This is a genomic window from Yersinia sp. 1652 StPb PI (genome assembly GCF_041538345.1).
Taxonomy (GTDB): domain Bacteria; phylum Pseudomonadota; class Gammaproteobacteria; order Enterobacterales; family Enterobacteriaceae; genus Yersinia; species Yersinia enterocolitica_E.
Genome location: NZ_JAULSM010000001.1, coordinates 2822192 through 2844235 on the forward strand (window position 1 = coordinate 2822192; position 22044 = coordinate 2844235).

Sequence of the window (22044 nt, forward strand, 5' to 3'; positions counted from 1 at the left end):
ATGACAAGGTAATATTGCCTTTCGCGAGTTTGCCACCGTCAACGGTGACAAACACTTTTTGATATTTTCTAGCTCCCTGCGCAGATAAATTGCCTGATGAATAAAACAAGACAGTATGAGTTGATTCGTTGGCTGAAAAAACAAAGCGCCCCCGCGCAACGTTGGCTCCGCCTGTCCATGTTACTTGGCCTCCTCAGCGGGTTATTGATCATCGCTCAGGCATGGTTACTGGCCACCCTGCTGCAATCTCTGATTATCGACCAACTCCCCCGATCGGCATTGACTGCTGATTTTTGGCTACTGGCCGGAACCTTTGCATTGCGCGCCGTGATCAGTTGGTTGCGCGAACGGGTGGGATTTATCTGCGGAATGAAAGTTCGCCAGCAGATCCGTAATGTCGTTTTAGACCGATTAGAACAGCTCGGCCCTGCGTGGGTGAAAGGTAAGCCCGCGGGCAGTTGGGCAACCATCATTCTGGAACAAATTGAAGATATGCAGGACTACTACTCCCGCTATCTGCCACAGATGTATCTGGCCGTATTCATTCCATTGCTTATCCTGATTGCCGTCTTCCCTATCAACTGGGCGGCAGGTTTGATCTTGTTTGTCACCGCGCCATTGATCCCGCTGTTTATGGCACTGGTCGGGATGGGTGCCGCCGACGCCAATCGGCGTAACTTTGTCGCACTGGCACGGTTGAGTGGCAACTTCCTTGATCGCTTACGCGGATTAGACACGTTACGGTTATTTAACCGTGCTAAAGCAGAAACCGACCAAATTCGTGATGCCTCAGAAGATTTCCGCCGCCGCACCATGGAAGTGCTGCGTATGGCATTCTTATCTTCAGCCGTATTAGAGTTTTTCGCCGCCATCTCTATTGCCGTGGTTGCCGTCTACTTTGGTTTTTCCTATTTGGGTGAACTGAATTTTGGTAGTTATGGTTTTGGCGTCACCCTGTTTGCGGGTTTTCTGGTATTGATCCTGGCCCCTGAATTCTTCCAACCGCTGAGAGATTTAGGCACGTTTTACCACGCAAAAGCTCAGGCAGTTGGCGCAGCAGAATCGCTGGTCACATTTTTGAGTAGTGAAGGCGAAGCGATTGGCCAAGGTGACCAAGTGCTGCCGGGTAACCAAGCTATCACCCTGGAAGCCGACCAACTGGAAATTCTGGCCCCTAATGGCACCCGGTTGGCCGGACCGTTGACGTTCTTATTACCCGCAGGCAAACGCGTTGCCATTGTTGGTCTGAGTGGCGCAGGTAAAAGTTCATTACTCAACCTGCTGCTGGGCTTTTTACCCTATCGCGGCTCACTGAAAGTGAACGGGGTTGAATTACGCGAACTGGAAGCACCAGCGTGGCGTAGGCAATTAAGCTGGGTTGGCCAAAACCCACATTTGCCGGAACAGACGCTGGCGGCCAACATTTTGCTGGGCCAGCCAGATGCGTCACACAGCCAATTGCAACAGGCGGTAGAGCGTGCTTATATCAATGAATTCCTGGCTGATTTGCCACAAGGGCTGAATACTGAAGTCGGCGACCATTCTGCACGTCTCTCCGTTGGGCAGGCGCAACGTGTTGCCGTTGCCCGCGCCTTACTGAATCCGTGCCGCTTATTGCTGCTGGATGAACCCACCGCCAGCCTTGATGCTCACAGTGAACAATTGGTGATGAAAGCACTAGAGGAAGCCTCTCGCAGGCAGACGACGCTACTGGTTACCCATCAGTTAGAAGATACGCTGGGTTATGATCAAATCTGGGTAATGGATAGTGGCCTTCTGATTCAGCAAGGTGATTACTCCACCCTCAGCCAGTCTGACGGTTCATTTGCCAATCTGCTGTCCCATCGCAGTGAGGAGCTTTAATTATGCGCGTACTTCTTCCTTTTTTGGCGTTGTATCGCCGCCATTGGTTCCTGATTTGTCTGGGTATCGTGCTGGCAATTGTCACGCTGCTGGCCAGTATCGGCTTGCTGACATTATCAGGTTGGTTCCTTGCGGGTACCGCCATCGCTGGCCCTGCTGGATTATATACGTTTAACTACTTGCTACCGGCTGCCGGTGTCCGAGGGGCCGCAATTACCCGTACGGCGGGCCGCTACGCAGAGCGAGTTGTCAGCCATGACGCGACATTCCGTGTACTGGCACATCTGCGGGTCTTCGCTTTCCAGAAGATCCTACCACTCTCCCCTGCCGGTATTGCCCGTTTTCGCCAAAGTGAACTGCTGAACCGGTTGGTCGCCGATGTTGATACCCTCGATCATCTCTATCTGCGCGTCATCTCACCGCTGGTGGCCGCCATCGCAATTATTGCTGCCGTGACGTTTGGTTTGAGCTATCTGGATGTCAATCTGGCCCTGACACTCGGTGCAATTCTGCTGGGGTTATTACTACTCGTCCCATTGATCTTCTATCGTGCCGGTAAGCCCATTGGTCGTGACCTGACGGACCTGCGTGGTCTTTATCGTTCGCAACTGACCTCTTGGTTACAGGGGCAGGCAGAGTTATTGGTATTCGGTGCGTTACAGCAATTCCGTGCCTCGTTGCAGGATATTGAACAACGCTGGATGAGACGCCAACAACAGCAAGCATCCTTGGCTGGTTTAGCGCAGGCGCTAATGATTCTGGCTACTGGCCTAACGGTCACGCTAATTTTATGGCTCGCCGCTGGAGGTATTGGCGCGAATAATCAACCAGGCGCATTACTGGCGCTCTTTGTTTTTACCTCTTTAGCCGCATTTGAAGCCTTGCTGCCGGTGGCTGGTGCATTCCAACACTTGGGACAAGTTATCGCTTCTGCGACCCGCGTTGCGCAATTGATGGAACAACAGCCTGAAGTGACATTCCCGACCAATGGTCCAGAGCTGGCCGCACAGGTGGCGCTAGAAGTGACAGGGTTGAGTTTTACCTACCCACAGCAGCCCTTACCCGTTTTGCAGAATATATCGCTGTCACTGGCCGCAGGGGAGCATATTGCGCTACTTGGGCGCACAGGCTGTGGAAAATCCACACTGTTACAATTATTAACCCGGGCCTGGGATGCCAGCCAAGGCAGTATCACGCTTAATGGGGAACCATTGGCCAATTATGACGAAAATACCTTGCGCCAGATGATGACAGTGGTCAGCCAGCGGGTACATGTCTTCAGCAGTACATTACGTGAAAATCTGTTGCTGGCTTGCCCTACGGCGTCTGATGCACAGTTGAAAACAGTTTTGGAACACGTCGGGTTAGCCAACTTACTTGATAACAGTGAGGGACTGAATGCCTGGATGGGGGATGGCGGCCGGCCACTCTCTGGCGGTGAACAGCGTCGTTTAGGAATTGCCCGTGCCTTGCTACATCCTGCGCCTCTTTTGCTACTTGATGAACCTACCGAAGGGTTAGATGCTGAAACAGAACAACAAATTCTGGCTCTGCTGCGCCAACACTGTCAGCACAAGAGCCTGATCATGGTCACTCATCGTTTATACGGTCTGGAATATATGGATCGAATCTGCGTGATGGATGGTGGCAAAATAGTCGAGCAAGGCAATCACCACAGTTTATTGCAACACAAAGGGCGCTATTACCAATTCCATCAACGCCATTGAACACTGGGCTGCGTGAATTGTGAATGAGTCACCTGATGCGAGCAGGTAATTAGCATAATTCGCGCTAATATGAATAAAAACCACTGAAGAAAAAGTGGTATTCATTGTTATTTATTATACCCAGCGAACTTAGCGTAGCAGCTAACAACGCTGTGGCTTCAAGTACGAAGGCTATGAGCCTGAAGATATCATCAGGGGGATTTATGCGCATTACACAGCTATCTTCTCAGTCATTTGCATTCCCCTCACCTGAGCTGGCTCTGCGCGAACCTAATGGTTTGCTGGCTCTTGGGGGCGATTTAGCCGCTCCTCGCCTGCTGGCAGCTTACCAGAAGGGAATTTTTCCTTGGTTTAGCCCCGGAGAGATGATCCTATGGTGGTCGCCGGACCCGCGCGCGGTGTTATTCCCGGAAGATTTGCATATTAGCCGCAGCATGCGCCGCTTTCTGCGCCGTTGTCCTTATCGCCTCACACTTAACCATGCTTTTGCCGATGTGGTCAGCGCTTGTGCTGCGCAACGTGATGAGGGGACGTGGATTGGCGAGGATGTACAGCAAGCTTATTGCCAATTACATGCATTAGGGCACGCGCACTCAGTTGAAGTTTGGTTGGAAAATGAACTGGTTGGCGGATTATATGGCATTGCAGTGGGTAAACTGTTTTGCGGAGAATCGATGTTTAGCCGAGCTGACAATGCTTCAAAAAGCGCATTAATGGTTTTTTGTCATCATTTTACCCGTCAAGGTGGAGAACTGATTGACTGTCAGGTCCTCAACGCTCACACTGCGTCGCTGGGTGCGATTGAGATCCCACGAAACTTTTTTATGCAGCAGTTGAGTCAACTCCAGTTTAGTCCACTACCGGCTGAATGCTGGTTACCGCAATCGTTGAATTTTTCATCCGCGATGCAGTAAAGATCAACCGTTGAGAAAGTACCCCACATTAGGCTTTATCCCCTCTTACCGGCAGACTAATTTTGCTGAAATGGTGCGATGACCGCCAACACTTCTTTACATAATGTGGGTTTTTCGGCATTATCTTGCCGGTTAAAAACTAAGGTAGTAACACCTAGAGGATTCGATGGCCAAAGAAGACAATATTGAAATGCAGGGCACCGTTCTTGATACGCTGCCGAACACCATGTTCCGCGTTGAATTGGAAAACGGGCACGTGGTAACCGCTCATATCTCCGGTAAAATGCGTAAAAACTATATCCGCATCCTGACGGGTGACAAAGTCACTGTAGAGCTGACCCCGTACGACCTGAGCAAAGGCCGCATTGTCTTCCGTAGCCGTTAATCGGCTAATCTGTCGCCAGTTTAAGACTGGCGAGCTCTGAGGATGTAGTCCCCCTCCGGCGCCCTTCCCATTTATGGCAAGGGCGTTTTGCGTTTTCTTTTTTTTATCGATTGAGTAGGTTTATTCATCGTGAAATCAACAGCAAAATGCAAAAGTCACTAATCGTGGAAAACAAAAAGGGCGATAAGTTTATAGCTTATCGCCCTTTTTTATTGCCCGGTATACTTGACGCAGTAGCCGTGTAACACCGATATCCCCCGAATCACTCAATACTCGCTCATCGGGAATCTTTCATTTGCCATCGACTGCAACGCCACTTATTTCGGACATCTTACATTTAATGAACGGCACCTTCAGTTTTGCGTTTCTGCGCACTCTGAAACTCATAAGCCAGTTGTTGTTTTTCTTTATCCAGCCCAACAGTGACCGAGCCACCATCAACCAGAGAACCAAACAACAGCTCGTTTGCCAGCGGTTTCTTCAGATTCTCCTGAATCACCCGCGCCATTGGTCGTGCACCCATCGCTTTGTCATAGCCTTTATCAGATAACCAATTACGGGCTTCTTCACTGACTTCCAGTGACACGCCTTTAGCATCTAACTGCGCCTGCAACTCAACGATAAATTTATCGACCACCTGCTGAATAACGGTAGGTGATAAGTGGTTGAACCAAATAATGTTATCCAACCGGTTACGGAATTCCGGGGTAAACACTTTTTTGATCTCTTCCAGTGCGTCAGTGCTGTTATCTTGCTGTTTAAAACCAATTGAGGTCCGTTGCGTTTCACGCACACCAGCATTGGTGGTCATCACCAGAATGACGTTACGGAAATCAGCTTTACGCCCATTGTTATCCGTCAGAGTGCCGTTATCCATCACCTGTAGTAACAGGTTAAACACATCTGGATGGGCTTTTTCAATTTCATCCAGCAGCAGAACTGCATGAGGATGTTTGATAACCGCATCGGTCAACAGACCACCTTGATCGTAACCTACATAACCCGGAGGCGCACCAATCAGGCGGCTAACAGTATGGCGCTCCATATATTCAGACATATCAAAACGCAGCAGTTCGATATCCAGTGCTTTGGCCAATTGCACCGTAACTTCCGTCTTACCTACCCCTGTTGGGCCAGCAAACAGGAACGATCCGACCGGCTTATGCTCATGCCCTAATCCTGCGCGGCTCATTTTGATCGCCTCGGATAGCGCATCAATAGCTTTATCCTGACCGAATACCAACATATTCAGCCGATCACTCAGATTTCTCAGCACATCGCGATCACTGGCAGAGACGGTCTTCTCAGGAATACGGGCGATACGAGCCACCACGGATTCAATGTCCGACACATTGACAGTTTTCTTACGTTTGTTAAGTGGCATCAGGCGGCTACGAGCACCAGCCTCGTCAATCACATCAATGGCTTTATCCGGTAAATGGCGGTCATTAATATACTTAACCGACAACTCCACCGCTGCGCGTATCGCTTTCGCGGTATAACGCACATCATGATGTGCTTCATATTTCGGTTTCAGGCCGTTAATAATCTGAACGGTCTCTTCCGGTGTCGGCTCAGTAATATCAATTTTCTGGAAACGCCGTGCCAGTGCGCGATCCTTTTCAAAGATATTGCTGAATTCCTGATAAGTGGTAGAGCCAATGACCCGGATCTTGCCACTAGAAAGCAGTGGTTTAATCAGGTTAGCTGCATCCACTTGCCCACCGGAGGCAGCACCTGCGCCGATAATGGTATGAATTTCATCGATAAACAGGATGCTGTCTTTGTCATTTTCTAACTGTTTCAGCAGCGCTTTGAAACGCTTTTCAAAGTCACCACGGTATTTGGTTCCGGCCAGCAGTGAACCGATATCCAGTGAGTACAGAGTGCATTCCGACATCACTTCAGGAACATCGCCCTGCACGATACGCCAGGCCAGGCCTTCCGCGATAGCCGTTTTACCGACACCGGATTCTCCGACCAACAGCGGGTTGTTTTTACGCCGACGGCACAATACCTGAATAGTCCGTTCCAGCTCTTTGTCGCGACCGATAAGTGGGTCAATGCCCCCCACGCGAGCCAGTTGATTCAGATTGGTGGTGAAGTTTTCCATACGGTCTTCCCCTCCTGCCTGCTCTTCATTTACCGGGTTTTCTGCATTCGGTGCTTGACCCGGTTCGTCCTTACGAGCGCCGTGGGAAATAAAGTTCACTACATCCAGACGGCTGACATCATGCTTACGCAGCAGGTAGGCCGCCTGAGACTCTTGTTCACTGAAGATGGCGACCAACACGTTGGCACCCGAGACTTCATTGCGCCCAGAGGACTGGACGTGGAAAACTGCACGTTGTAACACGCGCTGGAAACTGAGCGTAGGCTGGGTGTCACGCTCTTCTTCGCTAACAGGTAATGTTGGTGTGGTTTGTTCGATAAACGCTTCCAGCTCCTGGCGTAACGCTACCAGATCAACCGTACACGCCTCCAGCGCTTCCCGCGCAGCCGGATTGCTTAGCAATGCCAGCAATAGGTGCTCCACGGTCATAAACTCGTGTCTGTGCTCACGCGCTCTGGCGAAAGCCATATTGAGACTGAGTTCAAGTTCTTGATTGAGCATAGGCACCTCCCAATAATTGCCTTAATCAGGCTTTTTCCAGCGTACAAAGCAATGGATGCTCGTTCTCCCTGGCGTATTGATTTACATGTGCGACTTTCGTCTCTGCAACTTCAGCAGTAAAAACACCGCAAATCGCCTTTCCTTGATAATGCACATTGAGCATCAGTTGTGTTGCACGTTCAATATCATAAGAAAAGAACTTTTGCAGAACGTCAATCACAAATTCCATCGGTGTGTAATCGTCGTTGTTAAGTATAACTTTATACATAGACGGCGGTTTGAGCGCCTCTTTCTGTTTATCTTTGACTAAATGTTCAAAATTCAGCCAATCGTTGTTGTTACCCATTGCCTGCCCATCGTTTCACAGAACCATACAGGAGCAATACCTCACTCCGGTTATAAGACCATTTCATGCAGATATCTATTATTATTTTAACATCACTTATGCCATAACGCCGCCAGAGAAAGAAGTCGGTTTTTTTGCGTTAAAAGTGATTAAATTGTAACCAGATAAACACAATAGCGTTAGCTACATCAAACTTTGAATAACTGCCTTGGTCAGACAAAAGCCCTCCCCTTGACGTTAAGGCCATTTCCACTAGAGTGTATTTTCGTGAGCTGTTGGAGTTTTAACCAATTCGCGCTCACTTTAACCAGTTATTACCTCATCTCAAACTAGAATAGCCTTGCGAGGAACGTAGAAGTATGGAGACGGGTACTGTTAAATGGTTCAACAATGCCAAAGGTTTTGGCTTTATTTGCCCTGAGGGCGGCGGCGAAGATATCTTCGCTCACTATTCAACTATTCAGATGGATGGCTACCGCACATTAAAAGCCGGTCAGATGGTTAACTTTGATGTCCATCAGGGACCAAAAGGAAACCATGCCAGCCTGATAGTTCCACTCGGGTTAGATGTCCTATTGCAAGAAGCCATACCGCAGGAGCTCGCTGCAATGGCCTGACACCACGCATTCACTCGCCTGCACCTGCCCATCAGCGAAACAGTCTGGTGCCAACGGTATTTCCCGGGCGGCGTGTTGCTACTAACATCGATTACGTTTCAAAATGCCAGCCAACGATGACTGGCATTTTTATTTCTCATACTTCTAATATGCGGCCATATGAACCAAGTTCAATCCTTTGACTGATCTATTCACCAGCTAATTTATTCTCGAGCTAATGCATCAATCGGATTTAGTCGAGCAGCACTGCGGGCCGGTAGATAACCAAACACCACACCTATCACTGTAGAGCACAAAAATGCGCTGAACAATGCAACCGGCGGGAAAGCTATCTGCCAGTTAGGCAGAAACATCTCTACAACCAGACCGATGGCAAAGGATAGCGTGATACCCAGAGCTCCACCGACCAGGCAAACCAGAATCGCTTCAATTAGGAATTGCTGCATAACATCACTGGATCTCGCCCCTACAGCCATGCGAATACCGATCTCTCGAGTGCGTTCTGTCACCGAAACCAGCATAATATTCATCACCCCAATTCCCCCTACCACTAATGAAATTACTGCCACCAGTGTCAGGAACAATTGCATGGTACGGGTAGTTTTTTCCGCCGTTTGCAACAAACTATCCATGTTATAGGTGAATATGTCTTTCTTGCCGTGGCGCATCGTCAACAACCGCACTAGCTGCTGCTCAGCTTCTTTGCTGCTATACCCCTCTTTAATGCGGATAGTTATCGAATCAAAGTAGGCACGCCCCATCAGACGGCTCGCCATGGTGCTGTAAGGTACCCATATTCGCAGCGCTTTACTGCTACCAAACATAGATTGCTTTTCTTCTACCACCCCAACCACGGTGGCAGGCATATTCCCCACCAAGATGACCTGCCCTACGACGTCTTTCATATGCGGGAACAAGCGGCGCTGGGTATTACGGTCAATAACAGCAACTTGCGACTGGCGTTCAACCTGCTCACGGGTAATGGCCGTTCCCTGTTCGAGTTTCATACCATATACACGGAAATACTGTTCACTGACCCCCGATACGCTGGCGGCAACATCAATATTGCCATAGCGGAGCCGCATACTGCCTGCGATGGTCGGGGATACAGCACTGACGTAGGACTGTGCTTTCAGTGCTGCCATGTCGTCATAAACCAATGCCTGCCGGGTACTGGGGTCGTCATCGCCGAAATCTTTGCCGGGATAAACATCAATAGTATTAGTGCCAATAGCCCGGATATCAGCAAGAACAAGTTGTTTGGCCGCATCCCCAACTACCAAGATAGAGACAACAGAGGCAATACCGATAATGATGCCCAGCATGGTCAAGGCCGTGCGCATTTTATTGGCCGACATCGCACGCCAGGCCATTAATAAAGCCTCGCGGAAACGACCCGCCAGTTGCTGCCATGATGGAGCGGGTGGCGTCAGACTAATTGCCTCAGAAGCGGCCACTGCTTGCACCGTTTTCGAGCCTGAATCCGCCATAATGCGGCCATCTTTTATTTCGATAACCCGCTCAGCTTGAGCCGCAACAGTAGGGTCATGAGTCACAATAATAACCGTGTGCCCCTGCTGCTGTAGCTGTTTCAGAATAGCCATAACTTCAACGCTGGAATGACTATCCAGTGCACCGGTTGGCTCATCAGCCAAAATCACCTGCCCACCATTCATCAGGGCGCGGGCGATACTGACACGCTGCTGCTGCCCACCAGATAGCTGGTTGGGTTGGTACCCGACACGGTCGCCCAGCCCCAGGCGGGTGAGTAACATATTGGCCCGCTCGCGGCGTTCATTTTTACCCAAACCGGCATAGACCGCCGGGACTTCCACATTGTGGGCAGCACTGAGATGCGGCAGCAAATGATAACGCTGGAAAATAAAGCCAAAGTGCTCACGGCGCAGAGCCGCGAGTGCATCATTATCCAATACCGCCACATCCTGCCCTGCGACGCGGTAAACACCAGCACTAGGCTTATCCAGACAGCCCAGAATGTTCATCAGCGTCGATTTACCCGAACCGGAGGCGCCGATAATTGCCACTAACTCACCGGCATTAATTGTCAGTGAGACATCCTGCAATACATCCACGGTCTCTTCACCGGACTGATAGCTACGACGGATGCCTTTTAACTCAAGCAATGCCGTCATTACGTCTCCTCCGTGCCACCGCGGCTAACGATGACCTCATCACCGATATTCAAACCAGAAATCACCTGGGCATCAACGTTATTACGGATACCAATCGTCACTTCACGTTTCTCTTCTTTACCGTCTTTCAGCACCGCGACCTGATAACGGTTAGTCCCTAACTCATCACCCAAGGCCGATAACGGAATAACCATTGCCTGTTTTACGTTGGCAAGTTGAATTGAAACCTGCGCAGTCATTTGCAGGCGCAATAAGCGATCTGGATTCGGCACCTCAAAACGTGCCGAGTAGAAAATGGCATCATTTACTTTTTCTGGTGTTGGTTGAATGTCTTTTAACACCCCATCAAAGTGTTTCCCAGGATCACCCAGCACGGTAAATGAGGCTTTCATCCCCGGTTTAAGATGAATGACATCCGCTTCGGATACCTGCGCATTCACCAACATAGTGCTCATATCCGCCAACGTCAGAATATTAGGCGCTTGTTGCGCGGCGATCACTGTTTGCCCCTGCAAGGTGGTGATTTGCACCACATCGCCATCCATTGGCGCAGAAATTTTGGTGTAATCGAGATTAATATTGGCTGTATCCAAACTGGCTTTAGTCTTATTAATTTGCGCATTAATCGTCTCTACCTGCGCTTTTTTCACTGCCAGCGTGGTACTGGCCTGATCCAAGTCTTGGCGCGATACCACCTGTAATTTTGCCAGATCCTGTTGACGGCGCAGGGTGACCGCGGCCAGTTGCATTTCAGCCTTCGCCTGTGCCAACTGAGCATTCAAATCCTGTAATGTCGCCTCTACTTCTTTAATTTGGTTCTGTGCCTGTTGCGGGTCGATCATCGCCAGCAATTGCCCTTGCTTAACTTGATCGCCAATCTCCACATACAGTTTTTCCAACTGGCCGCTGACCTGTGCACCCACATCAACTTTACGCACCGCATCGAGTTTGCCGGTTGCCAGAACATTCTGTTGCAAGTCACGATTGGCAACTTTTACTGTTTGGTATTGCACCGGGGCTGGGGCCGTCAGATGTCTGATGAGGAAAAAACCCCCGATAATTAACACGGCAATTATGGTAAGCCATCGGCGCTGACTGCGACTGAACTGCATCAAATCAATTACCTTCCTTATTCGTCAATTTTTCAATCTGCTGAAAATAGCATCAGAAATTCTCATTTAACTAAACCAAATATCAATACAACCGTGCTATAGGCGAAATCTAAGATGCATTGAGCCTCTGTTTAGTTCCCGTTTGTTTGAATAGCGCCAGAAACACAGCGATATTACGGATTTAATCATGCATAACATCAATAACACAGCATCAATCCCCAACAATATTAACCGTTGGGGGTTAATTACATTGCTATTCAAAGGTAGTCAGGCTCTGGGCGGCTCATGGCAAAAGTTGCAGTTTCGGCTTAAATTTATCGCCCGGACCCTTATCAGCCCAAAACTGACCTTTCGTTTATTGGGTGTACTGGTAAAACAACCGTTACTAAACAGTATACTGCGCGCACAACCCGATTTGCCTTGTAAGTTGCATCGTCCTTATCTGACTAACACGCTCAATAATCGTCAAAAACTGGGGGTGCTACAGGATCATTTCCTCTTGGTAAACCAATGTATGCCTGCGGCATTACGTCGCAACTACTTGCATACTTCGCCCTATAAACTGGCTGAATTAATTGGCAAGAATGAGGAAAAGTATTCTCTTTATTTGGGTGTTATTCCAAAACTCAATAAGGAGGGAGAAATTACGCTGATGCTGGCAAATGAGCAACAGCAAACGCTGGCGGTGCTGACTTTCAGCCTGTTTTACTATCAACAGCAAAAAACATTGTTTATTGGTGGGTTACAAGGTGCCGATAATGGAACACCACACAGCGCAATTCACACCAGCACTAAAGCTTGTCATGGTTTATTCCCTAAACGTTTGGTATTGGAAGCCGCATGCTGTCTGGCAGAGTTAATGGGAATAACACAAATTAAAGCCGTGGGGAATGAAACGCACATTTATCAAAACTGGCGCTATCGGGCCAAGAAAAAAGAGAAATTGCATGCTGACTATGACAGTTTTTGGTTGTCTGTTGGCGGAGAAGCGTGCACAGAAGGCCATTTCAATTTACCAACCAAAATCGCGCGTAAACCGATTGAAGATATTGCTAGCAAAAAACGGGCAGAATATCGCCGCCGCTATGAGTTACTTGCACAACTGGAGGGTGCGTTAGCCGCGCATTTTACTCACGACGTGGCGTGATCCGTGTTGAAGTGATCTGGTGCTAATCGGCTCGACCACGCGCCAGCCAAACTACGCGAGAGAACATTTTTTTCAGTAATAGGGGGACAGATTCTACCCCCCTCTCTTTGGCCTGACTGGCAACCTCAATAGCCAGATCCGGCTTGGAGGTACGGTGAATCGCCTTTTCAATCACTCTACGCGGCTGCATTTTGGCATTGGCAGGAATTGCTGAGATCCGATGATAGACATCATCAAAACCAGCGCGATATAAAAAGTGTTCCATATCTGGTGCTGGCAATATAGTCAGGCGATCCCGTTCATGATCGCGCCCGTTGTCCGCCATATTACGCACCGTGGCGGCATACTTTTTACCGGCATCATCGCCATCAGTCAGAACATGCCATTGAATGCCCATCCGGTTGGCAAACTTAAGCAGCGGGCGCAAACCACTCTGAGCGAACTCAATCACTTTTACCCCTTCAGCTTCAAAGTGATAACCACACTGGCGAGCAAACTCATTGAGTAACCAGATCTCTGTTTCACCTTCCACCAGCAGCCAGCAACGGGCAAACAGGGCTGAGGGCCGATTGAAACGAATATGGAAAGCGATACGGCGGCTATCTTCAGGGCTCATGCCACGAGAGCCAATACGATAAGTCGCGACTTTTGCCGATTCGCGCACCAATCGGCAAATGCTCTCTATCGGCACTAATGACACTAACTCACCGGAATTTGTCGTGGTAATCCGTTGCAGAGGGAGCTGGCTGAGCAACCCCCAGGCGACGGACAGCATTATCGGATGCAAGCGGGTTTCAGGGTCTTCTACCAGTAGCAATGGCCGGGAATGGGGATCGAGACTCAATGGCCCTTTAGCCTGTAATAACGTTGAAAACATCCCTAAAAGTATCAACCGCATACTGCGGCTGTTCGGCTCAGCCACCATCCGGTTTATATTGTCGAGGGCCAGCCAGGCTTCACGTTCCGGTTGTGGCCGATAACGGTGATTACGCAAACCGGCGGACTGCGATCCAGACTCGGCAAAGTAGTGTTCCAGCAGTTGGCGCATCGCCTCCAAGCCCTGGCGTAATTCTGAATTAGTCAGTTTCTGTGGGTTACGGACCAACTCACGGCTTAATTGATCCAATTGCTGGTTCAACGCCACTTTATCAGGTGCATGGCTGTTTTCAGTGCTGCTACGGAGCCGGCGCATAAAGCGCGCATCACGCAATCGCAATACCGGGTGGATACGAATAACGCCACGTGCCAACTTCTCAATATCGTGCAAAGACAGTGGCTGGCCTTCTAAATCAAGGAACGTACGCCAGGTACACACCGTGCCATCATCAGCCAGTTCCCCCTCGACCCGATAATAAATACGATGCAGACCATCATCATTTTTTATCCATAATGGGGCTAAATGGCGGTAACGTGGGGAGTGCCAATGACCAATGTCTTTCTCACAAAAGGTAAAAATAACCTGTAAATGGCGCTCTTTAGCCGTCTCGTCCCCTGCCGGATAATAAAAATCCTGCACGGTAAAATGATAGAGTTGAGGTTCGGGAGACAACAGCAGCGTGAGCGCATCTAATAAGCTGGATTTACCCCAGGCGTTCTCACCGATCAGCACAGTATTATCGTCAAGGCTCAATGAAATACGATTAATACCGCGAAAACCGACAATATCAACACGTTCAAGATACATGCTACGCCTCCGGTGCGAATTTATTCATACTGATACTACAGATAACACTGTTAACTCAGCAATCATAGTCGATTGTCTTGACGCCAGACGCAAAAAAACCTTACGGGTCAAGTGCCGCGGCCCGTGCGTACTGCTTTACTCTGTCTCTGATTTTAGATAGCTTATTGCGCCACAGCTCATTATTCATCTGCTCATGATAACCAAAGTCATTGGCGTTACAACAAGTCCACAAACGAATGATTAATCGGTCTCGAACCGATTTGCACAACATTCATGCTCGTTCACAGGGTGAGTCTCAAGGAGGTTCATTCATTCCGATGAGCTTACATCGATAAGTGATTCGGGTGGGCAAGTGCAGCTAACACCACAGTAACGTCAATGAAGAAGGGTATAGGACGGTATAACTCGTGTATTCAGGATTGTTGATCATACTTTTGCCGTTAATTATTGGTTATCTGATCCCACTTAGTCGCAAACCATTAATTCAATTAATCAACCGTCTATTAAGCTGGATGGTTTACGTTATTTTATTTTTTATGGGGATCAGCCTGGCCTTTTTGGAAAACCTCAGCGCTAACCTGCTGCTCATTTTCCAGTACACCGGCATCTTTTTTCTGTGTATTTTTTGTGCCAATTTGCTCGCACTGTTTTTGCTCGAACGCAAAATACCGTGGAAGAATACTCATCGGCAGGAAGCATTACCCTCACGGCTGCATATGGCACTAGAGTCATTAAAACTGTGCGGCGTGGTCATTGTTGGCTTCCTGTTGGGTCTAAGCCAATGGGAGTGGTTGCAGTTTGCCGCCAAAGGCAGCGAGTTGGCACTGATTTTCCTGCTGTTCTTAGTGGGGATTCAATTGCGTAACAGTGGTATGACACTGCGCCAGATAGTGTTGAACCGCCGTGGCACCATGGTGGCATTGGTGGTAGCAATCAGTGCCTTACTCGGTGGTATGCTTGCTGCACTACTGATCGGTTTGCCGGTTAAAACCGGGCTGGCGATGGCCTCTGGCTTTGGTTGGTATTCACTGTCTGGTATTTTGCTGACTGATGCGTTCGGCCCAGTAATTGGTAGTGCCGCATTCTTTAACGATTTGGCGCGTGAATTAGTGGCCATCATGCTGATTCCAACCTTAGTCCGCAGTAGCCGCTCCACGGCGCTTGGCTTATGTGGCGCCACTTCTATGGACTTCACCTTGCCGGTATTGCAGCGCAGTGGTGGGCTGGAGATGGTCCCTGCCGCTATCGTCCACGGTTTCTTGCTAAGCTTACTGGCCCCGGTATTGATCGCTTTCTTTTCTTAATCACTTTATTACCCAGCGCAGTGGATCAGCCGATTCACTGCGCGCTCTTCCTGCCTAATAGTGAATAAATTCTCATTCGCAGCAAAAGTTGCGCCAAATCAAAACAAGTGAAAGTTGCATTAAAAAAGCCTTTTTAAACCTCGGATGCACCTCTATGCTTTTAAACACGCATTACAAATGCAACTTTAAAAGGAAAAATAATTATGTTCTGTGTGCAATGTGAACAAACTATCCGAACACCTGCGGGTAACGGCTGCTCTTACGCGCAGGGGATGTGCGGGAAAACCGCCGAAACCTCTGATTTACAAGACCTATTAGTTGCTGTACTGCAAGGGCTTTCCGCATGGGCATTGACCGCCCGCGAACTTGGTATTATCGATCATCAGATTGATAGCTTTGCACCCAGAGCTTTTTTCTCGACCCTGACCAATGTGAATTTCGACTCAGACAGAATCGTCGGTTACGCGAAAGAAGCCATCTTATTGCGCCAATCATTGGCCATTCGTTGCCGCTTGCTTGATAGTACTATCACGGTTGATCACCCACTGGCTGAGCTACAACTACTGTCCGACGATATCCCTACCCTGCAACAACAATCGCTGCAATTTGCGCTGAACAACGATAAAGCTGACGTTGGTGACGATATCCACGGCTTGCGCATGCTGTGTTTGTATGGACTGAAGGGGGCGGCGGCCTATATGGAACATGCCCATGTCCTGGGGCAGTTCGATGAGCAGATTTATGCTGATTATCATGCTTATATGGCCTGGTTGGGTACCCAACCGCGTGATGTCGACACGCTACTGAATAATGCAATGGGTATTGGCAAAATGAACTTCAATGTGATGGCCATTTTGGACCACGGCGAAACCCAAGCCTATGGCGATCCGCAGCCAACATCGGTGAATGTGCGCCCGGTTGCCGGTAAGGCTATCTTGATCTCCGGTCATGATCTCAAAGACTTACAAATGCTGTTGGAGCAAACTCAGGGAACCGGCGTTAATATTTATACCCACGGTGAAATGCTGCCTGCTCACGGCTACCCTGAGTTAAAACGCTATCCACATCTGGTGGGTAACTACGGCAGTGGCTGGCAGAATCAGCAGACCGAATTCGCCAAATTCCCCGGTCCGATCCTAATGACATCTAACTGTATCATTGACCCGAACGTCGGCAATTACGGTGATCGTATTTGGACTCGCAGTATTGTTGGCTGGCCGGGTGTTAATCACCTGGATGGGGAGGATTTCACCCGCGTCATTGAACAGGCATTGGGGATGGCTGGCTTCCCGTATAATGAGCTGGAACACCTGATTACTGTCGGTTTTGGCCGCCAGACCTTGCTGAATGCGGCAGATACCGTTATTGATTTGGTCGCCACTAAAAAGCTGCGTCATGTATTCCTGGTCGGGGGATGTGACGGTAGCCGTACAGAACGTAGCTATTTCACTGATTTTGCCCGCAGTGTGCCACAAGATTGCATCATCATGACACTGGCTTGCGGCAAATATCGCTTCAACAAACTGGATTTTGGTACCTTGGAAGGCTTGCCACGCCTGCTGGATGTCGGCCAGTGTAATGATGCTTACTCCGCCATCATGCTGGCGGTTAAATTATCAGAAAAACTGGGTTGTACCGTCAATGACCTGCCACTCAGTCTGGTACTGTCATGGTTTGAACAGAAAGCTATTGTCATTCTCCTGACCCTGTTGTCATTGGGTGTCAAAAATATTTATACCGGCCCGACCGCGCCAGGTTTCCTGACTGACAACCTGATGGCCATCCTCTACGAGAAATTTGGTATGCGTCCTATTACCACCGTAGAGCAAGATATGAGTGCGATTTTGGGGAATTAAGTCGATATTTTGGCTCATTAAGTAATGGCACGTTGCCCGGCCAGAGTGGTTTATTGCCACTGGTCGGGCACTATTAATGGCTTTTTTGCCCGAAAATGACCTGATTCGTTGTGAGGTTTTGATGACTGATTTTATCCCAACCGCTGATTTTATCCCAACCGACTGTCCTACCGCCCTGTGCCCTAACCGCATGCAAGTTCATTCCATCTGGCAAGAAACACCCGATGTCTGGAGCCTGCGGTTAATTAATCACGATTTTTATCCTTATTTACCGGGCCAATATGCCTTGGTAAGCATTCGCAATAGTGATGAAACTCTGCGGGCATATACGCTTTCCTCGACACCCGGTTTAAGTCCGTTTATCCAGCTCACCGTGCGCTGTTTAGCGGATGGGGAAGGATCACGCTGGTTGACCCAGCAAGTCAAGGTGGGGGATTACCTGTGGCTTTCCGATGCTCAGGGCGATTTTACTTGTGCTCACGCTGATGATGACCACTACCTGATGCTAGCTGCTGGCTGTGGTGTCACTCCCGTGATGTCGATGTGTCGTGACTTACTGGCACGGCGTGCACAAGCAGATATCCGGGTGATATTTAATGTGCGCTCACCAGCAGATGTCATTTTTGCCGCTAGCTGGCAAGCCTTGTTACAGCGCTATCCACAACAATTACAGCTCACATTGATGGCTGAATCAGAGGCCAGCGATGGGTTCGTTGCAGGCAGAATCAATGCACAAATAATGCAACAGGTAGCACCTGACATTGCCCACCGCCGGGTGATGACTTGTGGACCCGCGCCCTATATGGATTGGGTTGAGCAGTATTGCCGCGAACAATCAGTTCCAGCAGACCATTTCCAGAAAGAGCAGTTCCGCACCCGTGATGACGCTGTCGATAGCGGTAATGAATTGACGATGACCATCAGCCATCCTTTGCGCAGTGTTAAAGTCCCGGTGGGTACGTCCCTGCTATTCGCCTTGGAACAACACAAAGTACCAGTGATGGCCGCCTGCCGCGCGGGTGTTTGTGGTTCTTGTAAAACCCGTATTCTGCATGGCAAATATACCACCAGCAGCACCATGACGCTGACAGCAGAAGAGATTGCTCAAGGTTATGTGTTAGCTTGTAGCTGCCAGTTACAAGGTGATGTCCAACTGGCCTGAATGCCGATTAGCCCCCATTAATGGCGCAATTATTGCCAAACGCGCCATACTTTGACCTCATAGAATAATGACTCGCCATTAATCCTTGAGGGAACACAACTATGAAGCAAACTGTGGCAACACTGGTCGCAAAAACGTTGGAACAAGCAGGTGTTAAGCGAATATGGGGTGTAACCGGCGACTCGCTCAATGGCCTGAGTGATAGTCTGCATCGGATGGGCACTATCGAATGGCTGGGGACTCGCCATGAAGAGGTGGCCGCCTTTGCCGCCGGGGCGGAGGCACAACTCACCGGGCAGTTAGCAGTCTGTGCCGGCTCCTGTGGCCCGGGTAATTTGCATTTGATTAATGGCCTGTTTGACTGTCATCGTAATCATGTCCCCGTATTGGCTATTGCCGCACATATTCCCTCCAGTGAGATTGGCAGTGGTTATTTCCAGGAAACCCATCCGCAAGAACTGTTTCGCGAATGCAGCCACTATTGTGAGCTGGTTTCTAACCCGGAACAGCTGCCACGGGTGCTGGAAATCGCCATGCGTCAAGCCATCCTCAATCGCGGCGTTTCAGTGATCGTATTGCCAGGTGACGTGGCGTTACAACCTGCACCAGAAGATGCCGCCATCGTGTGGCAAACCCCCAAATTACCGCTAGTTCAGCCGCTGATGAGTGAGTTGAACATTTTGGCGCAAACGCTTAATCAGGCGAAAAATATCACGCTAATGTGTGGTAGCGGCTGTGCTGACGCCCACGATGAAGTGGTGAAGTTAGCTGAAATGCTGCAAGCCCCGGTAGTACATGCCCTGCGCGGGAAAGAACATATTGAGTGGGATAACCCTTACAGCGTTGGCATGACAGGGCTGATTGGTTTTGCCTCCGGCTATCATGCCATGCTCAATGCCGATACCCTGATTCTGCTGGGAACACAATTCCCCTACCGTGCATTCTATCCAACCAACGCCAATATCATCCAAATTGATATCAACCCCGGCAGTATTGGTGCACATTGCCCGGTCAATATGGCGCTGGTCGGCGATATCAAAACCACGCTTAGCGCGCTGTTGCCACAACTAGAAGTCAAAAGTGACAGCACATTTTTGCAAAAAGCGTTAGAGCACTACCGTACCACCCGTAAAGATCTGGATGGTTTGGCAACCGCCAATGATAATCAACCCATCCACCCGCAATATCTGGCACAACAGATTAGCCGCCATGCCACTGATGACGCAATATTCACCTGTGATGTCGGCACACCGACGGTATGGGCGGCCCGCTATCTGGAAATGAACGGTAAGCGGCGTTTACTGGGATCGTTTAACCATGGATCGATGGCCAATGCCATGCCGCAAGCCATTGGCGCGCAAGCAACGGCCCCTGACAGACAAGTGGTTGCCTTATGCGGTGACGGTGGTTTCACCATGCTGATGGGGGATTTTCTCACTCTGGCACAATTAAAACTGCCGGTGAAAATTGTGGTGTTTAACAACAGTGTTCTGGGGTTTGTCGCCATGGAGATGAAAGCCGGTGGCTATCTGACCGATGGCACTGACTTGCATAATCCAGACTTTGCCGCCATTGCCAATGCCGCCGGTATCAAAGGGATTCGGGTCGAGAAAGCCGGCGAATTAGATGCCGCACTGGAGAGTGCTTTCGCTCATCCGGGGCCGGTTTTGCTCGATGTGGTCACCGCCAAGCAAGAGCTAGCGATGCCACCACAAATCAAATTTGAGCAAGCCAAAGGATTCAGCCTTTACATGCTAAGGGCTATCATTAATGGCCGTGGCGATGAGGTGGTCGAGCTGGCAAAAACCAACTGGCTCCGCTGATTCCCAAAGCCATCTGGTAACAGAATAATTAGCAATGAAAGTGGTTATTTAATCACTTTCATTGTTCCCCCCCTTCAGTTCCTGATTGAGACAGAAATTATCCTTATATTTTATGTGTCATAAACGACATTTTTTACTCGCCACCCAGCAAAATAGCAAATAGAGGCGTACTGTCTTTTAATCAGTGGTTGCCATTATTTATCAGGATAATTGTTAGTAGCTATATAAGCAGCACGCTAACTTTATTTATGGTGGTGTCATTATGTCAAAGAGAGCCAAATCAGGGACTTCGGCTACGGCTGAATTAACCTGTTTACTGCGGGCAAAGTCATACGGTGATAAACGGCCTTATTTTAAAAGTGATGATTACGTGGCGGTTATTCTAAGCCAGACCTTCCATTCATTCTTTTCTATGATGCAGAAAACCTTTCTATTGGGCGATGATAGTTTACATATCGCTACCCCGGCAGGAATTTACCCTTATATTGTCGCCAGAACCTTGTATATCGATGATCTATTTAAGAAAACCGCAGGTCGATTTAGTAAAATATTTATTCTGGGTGCGGGCTTTGATTCAAGAGCGATTCGTTTCTATCACGCACTGCAACATAGCCGGGTTTATGAGATAGATCATCCAGCCATGCAACAATCTAAAATAGAGAAACTCCGTGAGTGTGATATCACCCCACCTACCAATCTAACTTTTTTACCCCTTGATTTTAATCTGCAAAGTCTGGCGGACATTCTGGCGGATATCCCGTTACAAGCGGGTGAAAAATGCCTGTTTCTGCTGGAGGGGTTATTGATGTATCTCGAGCCAGAACAGGTAAAAACACTGTTTAGTGCCATAAGTGACTACTGCAATGAAGGTAGCCAAATTATCTGCGACTTTGTTTATGCTCATCTGTTGACGGAACTCTCGGTATTAACCGACGAAGAAGGCTTACCCCAGCACAACCCGGAATATGGCGCAAAAGAGAGTGTTGAACGTGTGCGCAGTATTGGCGAAGAGTGGACGTTTGGTATCACTACCCGCGGCATAGATACCTTGCTGGAGCAATACGGTTTCATATTATTGGATAAGGCTGATGCCCACGAACTGGAAACGCGTTTTTTTACCGATAAACAAGGCAAATGCCTGGAGGAAATTAATACATCTTCGTGTTTGGTCTATGCTCAGCGAGAAAAATCCTAATAAATCAGCCAATAATGCCGATTCGAATTAATTATCAGTTATCACGATAAATATTACTCACCAAATAGCTAAATAATACCTTTCACTCCTTTCTTGTTTTATCAATCTGGCTATGATGAAGAATATCTTCTTATTCTGACCG

General features: G+C 48.9%; 16 protein-coding genes. 11 read left to right on the forward strand and 5 right to left on the reverse strand.

Going from position 1 to position 22044, the window contains the following annotated elements; genetic code table 11:
* The first annotated feature begins 96 nt into the window (after positions 1–96).
* The 4 genes from cydD to infA all read left to right on the forward strand — a co-directional run bounded on the left by cydD (position 97) and on the right by infA (position 4889).
* Positions 97–1863, forward strand: coding sequence for a cysteine/glutathione ABC transporter permease/ATP-binding protein CydD (gene cydD / locus Q2T71_RS12975; protein ID WP_372559345.1), 1767 nt, complete (start codon positions 97–99; stop codon positions 1861–1863).
* A 2-nt stretch (positions 1864–1865) separates the two neighbouring features.
* On the forward strand, positions 1866–3590 hold the full coding sequence (gene cydC / locus Q2T71_RS12980) for a cysteine/glutathione ABC transporter ATP-binding protein/permease CydC (protein ID WP_372559346.1): 1725 nt from the start codon (positions 1866–1868) through the stop codon (positions 3588–3590).
* A gap of 203 nt (positions 3591–3793) precedes the next feature.
* On the forward strand, positions 3794–4504 hold the full coding sequence (aat, locus tag Q2T71_RS12985) for a leucyl/phenylalanyl-tRNA--protein transferase (RefSeq protein ID WP_083158424.1): 711 nt from the start codon (positions 3794–3796) through the stop codon (positions 4502–4504).
* Positions 4505–4670: 166 nt separating this feature from the next.
* A complete protein-coding gene (gene infA / locus Q2T71_RS12990) occupies positions 4671–4889 on the forward strand; it encodes a translation initiation factor IF-1 (RefSeq protein ID WP_002211347.1) in 219 nt (72 codons plus the stop codon).
* Positions 4890–5226: 337 nt separating this feature from the next.
* On the opposite strand, the gene clpA is transcribed toward infA, so the two are convergent.
* Positions 5227–7503 carry an ATP-dependent Clp protease ATP-binding subunit ClpA gene (gene clpA, locus Q2T71_RS12995; RefSeq protein ID WP_050084965.1) on the reverse strand — a complete coding sequence of 759 codons (2277 nt, stop codon included), beginning with the start codon at positions 7501–7503 and terminating at the stop codon, positions 5227–5229.
* A gap of 25 nt (positions 7504–7528) precedes the next feature.
* Positions 7529–7849, reverse strand: a complete 321-nt coding sequence (gene clpS, locus Q2T71_RS13000; protein WP_005184739.1) for an ATP-dependent Clp protease adapter ClpS — start codon at positions 7847–7849, stop codon at positions 7529–7531.
* 359 nt (positions 7850–8208) lie between these two features.
* Here clpS and cspD point away from each other — a divergent pair, with 359 nt between their 5' ends.
* On the forward strand, positions 8209–8466 hold the full coding sequence (gene cspD, locus Q2T71_RS13005) for a cold shock-like protein CspD (RefSeq protein WP_372559347.1): 258 nt from the start codon (positions 8209–8211) through the stop codon (positions 8464–8466).
* Between the two features lie 203 nt (positions 8467–8669).
* Here the strand turns inward: cspD and macB are convergent, their stop codons facing one another.
* Together macB and macA are read right to left on the reverse strand one after the other, a co-directional pair.
* The gene (macB, locus tag Q2T71_RS13010) at positions 8670–10619 is read right to left on the reverse strand and encodes a macrolide ABC transporter ATP-binding protein/permease MacB (RefSeq protein ID WP_083158422.1); all 1950 of its coding nucleotides are present in this window, start codon (positions 10617–10619) and stop codon (positions 8670–8672) included.
* Positions 10619–11731 carry a macrolide transporter subunit MacA gene (macA, locus tag Q2T71_RS13015; protein WP_193784808.1) on the reverse strand — a complete coding sequence of 371 codons (1113 nt, stop codon included), beginning with the start codon at positions 11729–11731 and terminating at the stop codon, positions 10619–10621. Before macA ends, macB begins: the two co-directional genes overlap by 1 nt.
* A 187-nt stretch (positions 11732–11918) precedes the next feature.
* Between macA and Q2T71_RS13020 the strand changes: the two genes are divergently transcribed.
* On the forward strand, positions 11919–12878 hold the full coding sequence (locus tag Q2T71_RS13020) for a VirK/YbjX family protein (protein ID WP_372559348.1): 960 nt from the start codon (positions 11919–11921) through the stop codon (positions 12876–12878).
* A gap of 22 nt (positions 12879–12900) precedes the next feature.
* On the opposite strand, the gene Q2T71_RS13025 is transcribed toward Q2T71_RS13020, so the two are convergent.
* Entirely contained in the window at positions 12901–14562 is a 1662-nt protein-coding gene (locus tag Q2T71_RS13025) for an ATP-dependent endonuclease (protein WP_372559349.1), read from the reverse strand.
* 407 nt (positions 14563–14969) lie between these two features.
* On the opposite strand from Q2T71_RS13025, the gene Q2T71_RS13030 reads away from it, so the two are divergent.
* The 5 genes from Q2T71_RS13030 to Q2T71_RS13050 all read left to right on the forward strand — a co-directional run bounded on the left by Q2T71_RS13030 (position 14970) and on the right by Q2T71_RS13050 (position 21902).
* A complete protein-coding gene (locus tag Q2T71_RS13030) occupies positions 14970–15866 on the forward strand; it encodes a lysine exporter LysO family protein (RefSeq protein ID WP_372559350.1) in 897 nt (298 codons plus the stop codon).
* A 203-nt stretch (positions 15867–16069) separates the two neighbouring features.
* Entirely contained in the window at positions 16070–17722 is a 1653-nt protein-coding gene (gene hcp, locus Q2T71_RS13035; protein WP_372559351.1) for a hydroxylamine reductase, read from the forward strand.
* A gap of 190 nt (positions 17723–17912) precedes the next feature.
* The gene (gene hcr, locus Q2T71_RS13040; protein ID WP_372559922.1) at positions 17913–18884 is read left to right on the forward strand and encodes an NADH oxidoreductase; all 972 of its coding nucleotides are present in this window, start codon (positions 17913–17915) and stop codon (positions 18882–18884) included.
* A gap of 101 nt (positions 18885–18985) precedes the next feature.
* Complete coding sequence (gene poxB / locus Q2T71_RS13045) at positions 18986–20707, forward strand: ubiquinone-dependent pyruvate dehydrogenase (protein ID WP_372559352.1); 1722 nt, start codon at positions 18986–18988, stop codon at positions 20705–20707.
* 262 nt (positions 20708–20969) lie between these two features.
* Positions 20970–21902, forward strand: coding sequence for a class I SAM-dependent methyltransferase (locus Q2T71_RS13050; protein ID WP_372559353.1), 933 nt, complete (start codon positions 20970–20972; stop codon positions 21900–21902).
* Positions 21903–22044 lie beyond the last annotated feature (142 nt).